Consider the following 10394-nt stretch of genomic DNA (forward strand, 5'->3'; position numbering starts at 1 on the left):
AGCGCCCCCCACGACCTGTACTAGCGCTTGCCGTTCTTCGGATTGAGCAGCCCCGCCTTGCGCAACGCGTCAGCCATCGCACTGTTGCCCGGAGCAGGTGCCTGCTGCTGACGAGGTTGCTGCCGCTGCTGAGGCGGCTGCCCACCCCGCTGCGGCTGACGACGCTCCCCACCGGAGGACTTCGGCGCCGCTTCGTCATCGAGCCGCAGCGTCAACGAGATCCGCTTGCGGGGAATGTCGACTTCCAGCACCTTCACCTTGACGATGTCACCGGGCTTCACCACATCCCGCGGATCCTTGACGAACGTCTTCGACAGCGCGGAGACATGCGCCAGACCGTCCTGGTGGACACCGACGTCGATGAACGCCCCGAACGCCGCCACATTGGTCACGACCCCCTCCAGCACCATCCCGGCGGACAGGTCGGAGATCTTCTCGACGCCCTCCTTGAAGGTCGCCGTCTTGAAGGCGGGCCGCGGGTCGCGGCCCGGCTTCTCCAGCTCCTTGAGGATGTCGGTCACCGTGGGCAGACCGAACGTCTCGTCCACGAAGTCCTGCGGCCTCAGCGACCGCAGCACCCCGGTGTTGCCGATGAGGGAGGCGACTTCCTGGCCCGCGGTCTTCACCATGCGCCGCACCACCGGATACGCCTCGGGGTGGACGCTGGAGGAGTCCAGCGGGTCGTCGCCGCCGCGGATCCGCAGGAAGCCCGCGCACTGCTCGTACGCCTTGGGGCCCAGCCGGGCCACCTTCTTCAGCTGGGTGCGGGACGTGAACGGGCCGTTCGCGTCGCGGTGCGACACGATGTTCTCCGCCAGTCCGGAGGTGATGCCGGAGACCCGGGCGAGCAGCGGGGCGGACGCGGTGTTGACGTCGACCCCCACGCCGTTCACACAGTCCTCCACCACCGCGTCCAGGGAGCGCGACAGCTTCACCTCGGACAGGTCGTGCTGGTACTGGCCGACACCGATCGACTTCGGATCGATCTTCACCAGCTCGGCCAGCGGGTCCTGGAGCCGGCGCGCGATGGAGACGGCGCCGCGCAGCGACACGTCCATGTCCGGCAGCTCCTGCGAGGCGAAGGCGGAGGCCGAGTACACGGAGGCGCCCGCCTCGGACACCATCACCTTGGTGAGCTTCAGCTCCGGGTGCTTGGTGATCAGTTCCCCGGCGAGCTTGTCGGTCTCGCGGGACGCCGTGCCGTTGCCGATCGCGATCAGCTCGACCGCGTGCTCCTTGGCGAGCCGGGCCAGCTTGGCGATCGCCTCGTCCCACCGGTTGGCCGGGACGTGCGGGTGGATGACGTCGGTGGCGACGACTTTGCCGGTCGCGTCGACCACGGCGACCTTGACGCCCGTACGGAAGCCGGGGTCCAGGCCGAGCGTCGCGCGCGTGCCGGCCGGGGCGGCGAGCAGCAGGTCGCGGAGGTTGGCCGCGAACACGTTGACCGCCTCGTCCTCGGCGGCCGTCCGCAGCCGCAGCCTGAGGTCGATGCCGAGGTGCACGAGGATGCGGGTCCGCCAGGCCCAGCGGACCGTGTCCGTCAGCCACTTGTCACCAGGACGGCCGCGGTCGGCGATCCCGAACCGGTGGGCCACCATGCCCTCGTAGGACGAGGGTCCCTCGGTGGCCTCCTCGGGCTCCAGGACGAGGTCGAGGACCTCCTCCTTCTCGCCGCGCAGCATCGCCAGGATGCGGTGCGAGGGCAGGTTCGTGAAGGGCTCGGCGAAGTCGAAGTAGTCGGCGAACTTGGCGCCCGCCTCCTCCTTGCCGTCCCGCACCTTGGCGGCCAGTCGCCCCCGCACCCACATGCGCTCGCGGAGCTCGCCGATCAGGTCGGCGTCCTCCGAGAAGCGCTCGGTGAGGATCGCCCGGGCGCCGTCGAGCGCGGCCTGCGCGTCGGGCACGCCCTTGTCGGCGTCGACGAACGCGGCGGCCGCGGCGAGCGGAGCGACACCCGGGTCCCCGAGCAGGCCCTCGGCGAGCGGTTCGAGGCCGGCCTCCCGCGCGATCTGCGCCTTGGTGCGGCGCTTCGGCTTGAACGGCAGGTAGATGTCCTCAAGGCGCGCCTTGGTCTCCGCGCCCCGGATCCGCGCCTCAAGCTCCTCGGTGAGCTTGCCCTGCTCGCGCACCGAGTCGAGGATCGCCGTCCGCCGCTCCTCCAGCTCCCGCAGATACCGCAACCGCTCCTCGAGCGTGCGCAGCTGCGCGTCGTCGAGCATCTCGGTCGCTTCCTTGCGGTAGCGGGCGATGAAGGGAACCGTGGAACCGCCGTCGAGCAGCTCCACGGCAGCCTTCACCTGCCGCTCCCGTACGCCGAGCTCCTCGGCGATCCTGCTTTCGATCGACCCTGCGCTGCTGGACCCGCTGGACCCGGGTGTCGTCACGATCCCGTACCGCCTTCTCACTGAGGTTGCGCGGCAATTGTGGCAGGCGGCACCGACAGTCGGGGATCAGGGCGCGGTCATCCGGCCGGGGTCGTCAGGCCCTGCGGCCGCTCGTGGAGCCGGACGCACCGCCGAAGAGCCGGGCCAGTGCCCGGAAGGGCAGGGTCACCACGGTGGCGATGGCGCCACCGATCTGGCGCAGGACGTCTGCGATCGCGCGGAACATGGGCATTCCCCTTTCCTCTCCCGGCCAGGACGACCGGGAAAGAAACGGGTACCTCCGAGGCGGCCGGGCAATCTTCGTGGCCCCGAAAGATCAGCGCTTGCCGATCAGGTCGGCGGGATAGGCCCCCGCGGCAGCCGCGCTCCGCGCGAACCCCACCGCGAGCTCGGTCAGCCGTCGTACGCCCTCCGGCCCGAGGTGCTCGTACGGGGCCCGGTCCAGCCGGTCCGTCTCCGCCTCGATCTCCTCCCGCAGGGCGAGCCCCCGCTCGGTGAGCTCACCGTCGGCGTCCAGAAGTCCGCGTCCACATAGCCGTTCGGCGGCCGCGTCCCACTCCTCCCGGGTCCACCCGCGCGTGGTGAACACCCAGGACGGCGTCATGCCCCGGCCGGTCGCGGTGTGGGTCACCAGAGCCTCCAGACCGTCCAGCTCCGCGGACATCAGGGCGGCCAGATGTCCGTCGCCCCGGTGCTCGCGCAGCAGCGTCGCGGCGTGCCAGAACGCCAGGTGGGGCTCCTCGGGCACCGGCAGGTCGGCGTGCGCGGAGTACAGCGGGCGCGCGGCACGCGAACAGCCCTCCGCGGCCCGCAGCGCGAGCCGCGCGGCCTCGGCCATCCCGTCCGAGGCCACGGTCTCGTCGCCGAGCAGGCGGCGCAGGGTCGCGTCGACGGCACGCACGCGTGCCGCCAGAACCCGTTCGGGCGTGGCGGTGCGCCACACGGCGGGCACGTGCTCGGCGACCAGCTCGTGCTTGTAGTTGTAGAACGCGGCCGTCACCGCCCCCGGGCCGACCGGTCCCAGCGCGGCGGCCCGCACCGCGAAGTTGACGGCCCTCGGGTGCGTGACACCGATCGCGGCCAGCTCCTTGCCCAGGTCGGGAGAGAAGTAGTGCGCGGCGTGCAGGGAGTTGAGGGGGTTGTGACAGCGGCGGCCGACGCGCGGTTCCAGGGCGGCAGTAGTCATGACGAGCAGGTTACCGACCGCTTGGTATCCCCTCTGCGGGGAGGCCGCGCAGGGCAGAAAAGGTGGGGAACTCGTCATTGCCGCCATCGCCCCGCGGCCCAAGAATCGGGGACATGGCCCAGCGAACCGTTCTCTTAGTCCTCTTCGACGGGGTGCAGAGCCTCGACGTCACCGGCCCGTTGGAGGTCTTCGCCGGCGCCGAGCAGCTCGCCCCGGGCACCTACCGCATCCGCACGGCCTCGCTGGACGGCGCTCCCGTACGCACCTCCAGCGGCCTGACCGTCGTACCGGACGAAGCCCTCGCGCGGGCCGACGCCCCGCACACCCTCGTCGTGCCCGGTGGCCAGGGCACCCGGCGCCCCGACACGCGCCTCGCCGACTGGCTGCGCGAACACGGACCCCTGGCCGAGCGCCTGGTCTCGGTGTGCACCGGCGCCATCCGGCTCGCCGAGGCGGGGCTCCTGGACGGCCGCCGGGTCACCACGCACTGGGCGTACTGCGACAAGCTGGCCCGTGACCACCCGGCCGTCGAGGTGGACCCCGACCCGATCTACGTGCGCGACGGACAGGTGTCGACGTCCGCCGGCGTCACCTCGGGCATCGACCTCGCGCTCGCCCTGGTCGAGGAGGACCTGGGCCGGGAGGCCGCCCTCGCCATCGCCCGCCACCTGGTCGTCTTCCTGCGCCGGCCGGGCAACCAGGCCCAGTTCAGCGCCCAGCTCGCCGCCCAGACCGCCCAGCGCGAGCCGCTGCGCGAGGTCCAGCTGTGGATCACCGAGCACCCCGCCGACGACCTGAGCGTCGAAGCCCTCGCCGCCCGGGCCCGCCTCTCGCCCCGCCACTTCGCCCGTGCCTTCCGGACCGAGACCGGCATGACGCCCGGCCGGTACGTCGACCGGGTCCGGCTCGAACACGCCCGCCGTCTCCTGGAGGACACCTCCGACGGCATCGAGGAGATCTCCCGCGCCAGCGGCTACGGCACACCCGAGGGGATGCGCCGTGCCTTCGTCAAAGCCCTCGGCACGGCCCCCTCCGAGTACCGCCGCCGCTTCCACCCGACCCCGGCCCTCTGAAAGGACCCCCTGTGCAGATCGCCATCGTCCTCTTCGACCGTTTCACCGCCCTGGACGCCGTGGGACCGTACGAGACCCTCGTCCGCCTCCCCGACTCCGAGGTCGTCTTCGTCGCCGAGGAGACCGGCCCCGTCCGCACGGACAACGGCAGGCTCGCCCTGGTCGCCGACAAGAGCCTCGCCGAGGCGCCGAATCCCGACATCGTGGTCGTCCCGGGCGGCCCCGGACAGACCCCGCAGATGACCAACCAGGCTCTCCTGGACTGGATCCGCACGGCCGACGCCACCAGCACCTGGACGACGTCCGTGTGCACCGGCTCCCTGCTGCTCGCGGCGGCGGGCCTCCTCGAAGGCCGCCGGGCCACCTCGCACTGGCTGGCCCTCGACGAACTGAGGAAGTTCGGCGTCGAACCGACCGGGGAGCGGGTCGTGGTGGACGGCAAGTACGTCACCGCGGCCGGGGTCTCGTCCGGTATCGACATGGGGCTCGATCTGATCGGCCGGACGGCGGGAGACTTCGTCGCCCAGGCCGTGCAGCTCGGCATCGAGTACGACCCGCAGCCGCCCTACGACGCCGGGGCCCCGCAGAAGGCACCCGCGGACGTCGTGGAACGGCTCCGCTCCAGGAGCCGTTTCACCCTCGGCCAGGAACCGACCACGTGAACCGCGGCTGACGGCGCTCCAGGAACGCGGCGACCCCCTCCGAGGTGTCGTCGCTGTCCCGTATCTGCGCGCTCCAGTGCGCGTCCCGGTCCGTGCGGCCGTTCGCGAACTCCTTCGCCGCGGCCTGCGTGAGCTGCGAACGGGACGCCAGGAGCCGCGTGAACTCCCCGACGCGTTTGGCGAGTTCGCCCTCCGGCAGTACCTCGTCGACCAGACCCGTGCGCAGTGCCCGCTCCGCGTCGATCAACTCGCCCGAGAACAACAGGTACTTGGCGGTGGCCGGACCGACCAGCGACACCAACCGCCGGGTGGAGGAGGCCGGATACACGATCCCGAGCTTCGCCGGAGTCACCCCGAACAGTGCGCCCTCCTCGGCGAACCGCAGGTCGCACGCCGCCGCGAGCTGCGACCCGCCACCCACACAGTGCCCCCGGACCGCCGCGAGCGTCGGCTTCGGAAACGCGGCGAGGGCCTCCTCGGCCCGCACCGCGAGCCCCTGCGCCTCCTCGGGCGACCGGCGCAGCGTGGAGATGTCGGCGCCCGCGCAAAACGTGCCGCCCTCCCCGGTCAGCACGAGCACCCGGACGTCCGGATCGGCGGCCAGCGTGTCCAGCAGCGGCGGCAGCGCCCGCCACATCGCGGCCGTCATGGCATTGCGCTTGGCCGGGTGGTGGACCACGACGGTAGCGATCGAGTCCGTGACGGCGTGCAGCAGCTGCGGTTCCGGGTACTCCATGGGTCGGATGCTAGCCGTACCCCCGACCGTACGATCAAGAAGGGGCCGGCGGCGCGAGGAGGCCCCGCATGGCAGTGAACAAGGCGGAGAACCCGGAGACGGCCAAGCTGAGCCGCGACTTCGGCTGGCTGGCGGCGCTCGGTGTGATCCTGGTGATCGCCGGACTCGTCGGGCTGATCTACACCGGGGTGGCCACGCTCACCTCGATGATCCTGTTCGGCTGGCTCCTGCTGATCGGCGGCGTCGTGGGACTGCTGCACGCGGTCCAGGCCCGGGGCTCCAGCTTCTTCTGGCTCGGTGTCGTGGTCGCCGCACTCAACATCGCGGCCGGCGTCGTCGTCATCGGGCGGCCGGAGGCGGCGGCCGCGGCGCTGACCATGTTCGCCGCGCTGCTCTTCCTGACCGGCGGGGTGTTCCGGCTGGTCGGCAGTCTGGTGGTGCGGGGACCGCAGTTCGGCTGGACGCTCGTGCAGGGCGCCTTCGGTCTGCTGCTGGGCATCCTGGTGCTGGCCTCCTGGCCGAACAGCAGCAAGTACGTGATCGGCTGCTTCTTCTCGCTCGCCCTGCTCTTCGACGGTCTCGGGCTCATCGCCACCGGGTTCGGCGGACGAAAGATCGTCGGCATGGTCACCGAACAGCACGAGGCGGTCGCCAAGCCGACACCATCCGAATAGTTCCGCGCGGAATCGGTCAGGGGTACTCGATATGCGCTGACTTCTGTTCAGACATCCGGAGGGGAGCGGTGCGCTGCCAACACTCGACAGGTGGTGACAATCGAGCGCAAGGGTGGCGACCGGAGAATGGACGACCATGGGCGCGGGTCAGGCCCTCGCCCGACGGACAGCGGAGAAGACCCCCACGAACCGGACCCTCTCGACCGGGGCACACCGGACCCGCTGCCGTACGAGGGTGTGTGGAGGTTCACCGCCCCCGCCGTCGACGCGTCGGTCCCGCAGGCGCGACACGCCGTGCGGGACCTGCTGTACCGCCAGGGGGTGCCCGTCTCGGACGACCTCGTCCAGGGCCTCCTGCTGATCGTGTCCGAGCTCGTCACGAACGCCGTCCGGCACGCGGCCCTGCTCTCACCGATGCTCGCCGTGGAGGTGGCCGTGGGCGCGGAGTGGGTGCGGGTGTCCGTGGAGGACAACCACCCCTACCGGCCGACCGCCCTGGAGACCGACCACAGCGGCGAGGGGGGCCGGGGACTGCTCTTGGTCCGCGAGATCACCCGGGAGGCGGGCGGGGTCTGCGACGTCGAGCACACCTCCAGTGGCGGCAAGGTGATCTGGGCCGCCCTGCCGCTCAAGGCCGTGCGCGTGTCCTGAGTGCCCGCGGGCTCCTCACCAGCCGGCGGACGGGCCCGTCAGCTCCCTGACCGCGGGACGGGCCGCGTCCAGCACCGTCATGAACCACGCGGAGAAGGGGTCCTTCGCGTGCCGCTCCGCCAGCTCGGCCGGGGTCACGAAGGCGGTCGTGGCGACCTCCTCCGGGTCCGGGCCGAGCGGGGACTGCACCATGCCGACGAACAGGTGGTTGTACTCCTGCTCGACCAGGCCCGAGTCGGGGTCGGGGTGGTTGTAGCGGACCGTGCCCGCCTCGGCGAGCAGCGAGGGGGAGACACCCAGTTCCTCGTACGTCCGCCGGGCCGCCGCCGCGAAGGGCGCCTCGCCCGGGTAGGGGTGGCCGCAGCAGGTGTTGGACCACACGCCGGGGGAGTGGTACTTGCCCAGCGCGCGCTGCTGCAGCAGCAGCCGGCCCCGCTCGTCGAAGAGGAACACCGAGAAGGCGCGGTGCAGTTGTCCCGGCGGCTGGTGGGCGGCGAGCTTCTCCGCGGTGCCGATCGTCACACCGTGCTCGTCGACCAGTTCCAGCAGGATCGCGTTCGCGGCGCCGTTCGACGGAGTGTGCGTCGTGGTGGCAGGTGTGGTCGGCATACCCATCCTTCACATCGGTCTTCGCGCCCCAAGTGTGCCGCACGGATCCGGCACCCCCGGCAGTTGATCGTGCCCGGCGCGGCGGGCGGGGAACCGCTCGGGGCGGGGTTGTGGGGTGGAGGACGCGAAGGTGTGCCGGGTCGCTGCATTCCGCCAGAACGGGCGTTTCATGCACCGTACACGTGTGTCAGTGGCACAGATGCGCCTCGTGCTCCGCGTGCCCGACCGGCTCCAGTTGGAAGGTGCAGTGCTCCACGTCGAAATGGTCACCGAGGCAGTTCTGGAGCTCGTGCAGCATCTTCTCGTGGCCGATCGCGCTGAGCACGTCGGAACGCACCACCACGTGGGCGGACAGCACCGGCATTCCCGAGGTGATCGTCCAGGCGTGCAGGTCGTGGACGTCCTCCACGCCGTCCAGGGCCAGGATGTGCGTGCGCACCTCCGCCATGTCGACGTCCTTGGGCGCCGACTCCAGCAGCACGTCGAGGGTCTCGCGCAGCAGTTTGAAGGTGCGCGGCACGATCATCACGCCGATGACGAGCGACGCGATCGGGTCGGCGGCCTGCCAGCCCGTGGTCAGGATCACCGCGGCCGAGACGATCACCGCGAGCGAGCCCAGCGCGTCCGCCGCGACCTCCAGGAACGCCCCGCGCACGTTGAGGCTCTCCTTCTGGCCGCGCATCAGCAGGGTCAGCGAGATCATGTTCGCGACCAGACCGATCGCACCGAACACGATGGTCAGCCCGCCCTCGGTGTCGGCCGGCGTCACGAACCGCTGGATCGCCTCGTACAGGACGTAGCCGCCGACGACGAGCAGCAGCAGACAGTTCGCGAGGGCGGCGAGGATCTCCGCGCGGGCGTACCCGAAGGTGCGGTTGCCGGTCGGCGGGCGGTTCGCGAAGTGGATCGCGAGCAGGGCCATGCCGAGGCCCAGCGCGTCCGTCGCCATGTGCGCCGCGTCCGCGACCAGGGCGAGGGAGTCCGCGACGACGCCTCCGACGATCTCGACCACCATGACGGTGAGCGTGATCGACAACGCCACCCGCAGCCTGCCGACGTACGCCGAGGTCGCCGTCCCGCCCGCCGGCGCATGCGAGTGCGCGTGGCCGTGGTCGTGCCCTGCCCCCATGGAAGCCGCCTCCTGCGTCGATCCCGGACAGTCCGCCCGGGATCACAGTGAACTACGGGCGGGGGGTATCGGGCAACGCGGCACTGAACACCGTTGTCATGTGCCCTGACCTGCGGAAACGAACCGCAGGTCAGGGCAGCCTCACTGGTGGTGCAGCAGCCAGCCGCGCCAGGCGGACTCGATCATGTCGCGCACCCCTCGGCGAGCGCTCCAGCCGAGCGTCTCGGCGGCCCGGGCGGCCACGGCCACCGACACGGGCGCGTCCCCGGGGCGCCGGGGCTCCACGACTGCGGGCCGTCGGTCTCCGGTCACCTCGCCGATCACCGTGACCATCTCGCGTACGGAGACGCCCTCACCGCGACCGATGTTGACCGTCAGGTCGCCGACCTGTCCGCCCTCGGACAGCCGCCTGGCCGCCGCGAGGTGCGCCTCGGCCAGGTCGGACACATGGATGTAGTCACGGACGCAGGTGCCGTCCGGCGTCGGGTAGTCGTCGCCGAAGATCCGCGGGGCCTCGTCGCGGGTGAGGCGGTCGAAGACCATGGGCACGATGTTGAAGACACCGGTGTCCGCGAGCTCCGGCGCCGCGGCCCCGGCGACGTTGAAGTAGCGCAGGCAGACGGTGGAGATCCCGTGGGCCTGTCCGGCCGCCCGCACCAGCCACTCCCCGGCGAGCTTGGTCTCGCCGTAGGGGTTCACGGGAGCGCACGGCGTCTCCTCCGTGATGAGTTCCACATCGGGGTTGCCGTAGACGGCCGCCGAGGAGGAGAAGAGGAAGCGCTCGATCCCGGCCTCCGCGACCGCCTCCAGGAGGGTCGCGAGCCCCCCGACGTTCTCCTGGTAGTAGCGGGTCGGCTGCGCCACCGACTCGGCGACCTGCTTGCGCGCCGCGAGATGCACCACACCCGTCACCGCGTGCTCGGCCAGCACCCGCTTCAGCAGGCCGCCGTCCAGCGAGGAGCCCCGGACCAGCGGCACGTCGGCGGGGAGCCGCGCCGGCACCCCGGCCGAGAGGTCGTCCAGGACGAGCACCCGTTCCCCGGCCCCCGTCATGGCCCGCGCCACATGCGCCCCTATGTACCCGGCACCGCCGGTGATCAGCCACGTCATGGTCGTCCACCCTATGCCGACGCTCCCGGACCCTCACGATGTCCTTGATGTCCGCTCTGTGGGGCGCGGTTTGTGGGCGGGGGCCCGGATCACCGATGATGATCGCGGCAAAGGCCGGGGGAGACGCTGTTGATCGGTCCGTTAACGGGCGGTGAACGCCGCCTTCTTGGCATCCGA

11 protein-coding genes are annotated in these 10394 nt (G+C 71.3%); 4 read left to right on the plus strand and 7 right to left on the minus strand.

Translation table 11 applies throughout. From position 1 onward, the window contains the following. Positions 1-20: 20 nt before the first annotated feature. The 3 genes from H293_RS0103940 to H293_RS0103950 all read right to left on the minus strand — a co-directional run bounded on the left by H293_RS0103940 (position 21) and on the right by H293_RS0103950 (position 3573). A complete protein-coding gene (locus H293_RS0103940) occupies positions 21-2387 on the minus strand; it encodes a Tex family protein (RefSeq protein WP_020116578.1) in 2367 nt (788 codons plus the stop codon). A gap of 94 nt (positions 2388-2481) precedes the next feature. Then, on the minus strand, positions 2482-2613 hold the full coding sequence (locus tag H293_RS58320) for an LPFR motif small protein (RefSeq protein ID WP_259294443.1): 132 nt from the start codon (positions 2611-2613) through the stop codon (positions 2482-2484). 90 nt (positions 2614-2703) lie between these two features. Then, complete coding sequence (locus H293_RS0103950) at positions 2704-3573, minus strand: SCO6745 family protein (protein ID WP_020116580.1); 870 nt, start codon at positions 3571-3573, stop codon at positions 2704-2706. A 113-nt stretch (positions 3574-3686) separates the two neighbouring features. On the opposite strand from H293_RS0103950, the gene H293_RS0103955 reads away from it, so the two are divergent. Next, a complete protein-coding gene (locus H293_RS0103955; protein ID WP_020116581.1) occupies positions 3687-4646 on the plus strand; it encodes a GlxA family transcriptional regulator in 960 nt (319 codons plus the stop codon). Positions 4647-4657: 11 nt separating this feature from the next. Then, the gene (locus H293_RS0103960; RefSeq protein ID WP_020116582.1) at positions 4658-5308 is read left to right on the plus strand and encodes a DJ-1/PfpI family protein; all 651 of its coding nucleotides are present in this window, start codon (positions 4658-4660) and stop codon (positions 5306-5308) included. Here the strand turns inward: H293_RS0103960 and H293_RS0103965 are convergent. Continuing rightward, on the minus strand, positions 5280-6044 hold the full coding sequence (locus tag H293_RS0103965; protein WP_020116583.1) for an enoyl-CoA hydratase/isomerase family protein: 765 nt from the start codon (positions 6042-6044) through the stop codon (positions 5280-5282). The genes H293_RS0103960 and H293_RS0103965 overlap by 29 nt on opposite strands. 68 nt (positions 6045-6112) lie before the next feature. Between H293_RS0103965 and H293_RS0103970 the strand changes: the two genes are divergently transcribed. Together H293_RS0103970 and H293_RS49015 are read left to right on the plus strand one after the other, a co-directional pair. Continuing rightward, complete coding sequence (locus tag H293_RS0103970; protein WP_020116584.1) at positions 6113-6718, plus strand: HdeD family acid-resistance protein; 606 nt, start codon at positions 6113-6115, stop codon at positions 6716-6718. A 126-nt stretch (positions 6719-6844) separates the two neighbouring features. Beyond that, positions 6845-7369: an ATP-binding protein gene (locus H293_RS49015; protein WP_078612514.1), complete on the plus strand. Its 525-nt coding sequence runs from the start codon at positions 6845-6847 to the stop codon at positions 7367-7369. A 15-nt stretch (positions 7370-7384) separates the two neighbouring features. Here H293_RS49015 and idi read toward each other — a convergent pair whose 3' ends face one another. The 3 genes from idi to galE form a co-directional block, all read right to left on the minus strand. After that, complete coding sequence (gene idi / locus H293_RS0103980; RefSeq protein ID WP_020116586.1) at positions 7385-7978, minus strand: isopentenyl-diphosphate Delta-isomerase; 594 nt, start codon at positions 7976-7978, stop codon at positions 7385-7387. A 187-nt stretch (positions 7979-8165) separates the two neighbouring features. After that, positions 8166-9107 carry a cation diffusion facilitator family transporter gene (locus H293_RS0103985; RefSeq protein ID WP_020116587.1) on the minus strand — a complete coding sequence of 314 codons (942 nt, stop codon included), beginning with the start codon at positions 9105-9107 and terminating at the stop codon, positions 8166-8168. Between the two features lie 141 nt (positions 9108-9248). Further along, positions 9249-10217 carry a UDP-glucose 4-epimerase GalE gene (gene galE, locus H293_RS0103990; protein WP_020116588.1) on the minus strand — a complete coding sequence of 323 codons (969 nt, stop codon included), beginning with the start codon at positions 10215-10217 and terminating at the stop codon, positions 9249-9251. Between the last annotated feature and the right edge of the window lie 177 nt (positions 10218-10394).

The sequence above is a fragment of the Streptomyces canus 299MFChir4.1 genome, assembly GCF_000383615.1.
Classification (GTDB): Bacteria; Actinomycetota; Actinomycetes; order Streptomycetales; family Streptomycetaceae; genus Streptomyces; species Streptomyces canus_C.

Coding starts and splice junctions, on each gene's coding strand:
- H293_RS0103970 (WP_020116584.1), top strand. CDS start 6,113: ATGGCAGTGAACAAGGCGGAGAACCCGGAGACGGCCAAGCTGAGCCGC.
- H293_RS0103950 (WP_020116580.1), bottom strand. CDS start 3,573: ATGACTACTGCCGCCCTGGAACCGCGCGTCGGCCGCCGCTGTCACAAC.
- idi (WP_020116586.1), bottom strand. CDS start 7,978: ATGCCGACCACACCTGCCACCACGACGCACACTCCGTCGAACGGCGCC.
- galE (WP_020116588.1), bottom strand. CDS start 10,217: ATGACGTGGCTGATCACCGGCGGTGCCGGGTACATAGGGGCGCATGTG.
- H293_RS58320 (WP_259294443.1), bottom strand. CDS start 2,613: ATGTTCCGCGCGATCGCAGACGTCCTGCGCCAGATCGGTGGCGCCATC.
- H293_RS0103965 (WP_020116583.1), bottom strand. CDS start 6,044: ATGGAGTACCCGGAACCGCAGCTGCTGCACGCCGTCACGGACTCGATC.
- H293_RS0103955 (WP_020116581.1), top strand. CDS start 3,687: ATGGCCCAGCGAACCGTTCTCTTAGTCCTCTTCGACGGGGTGCAGAGC.
- H293_RS49015 (WP_078612514.1), top strand. CDS start 6,845: ATGGACGACCATGGGCGCGGGTCAGGCCCTCGCCCGACGGACAGCGGA.
- H293_RS0103985 (WP_020116587.1), bottom strand. CDS start 9,107: ATGGGGGCAGGGCACGACCACGGCCACGCGCACTCGCATGCGCCGGCG.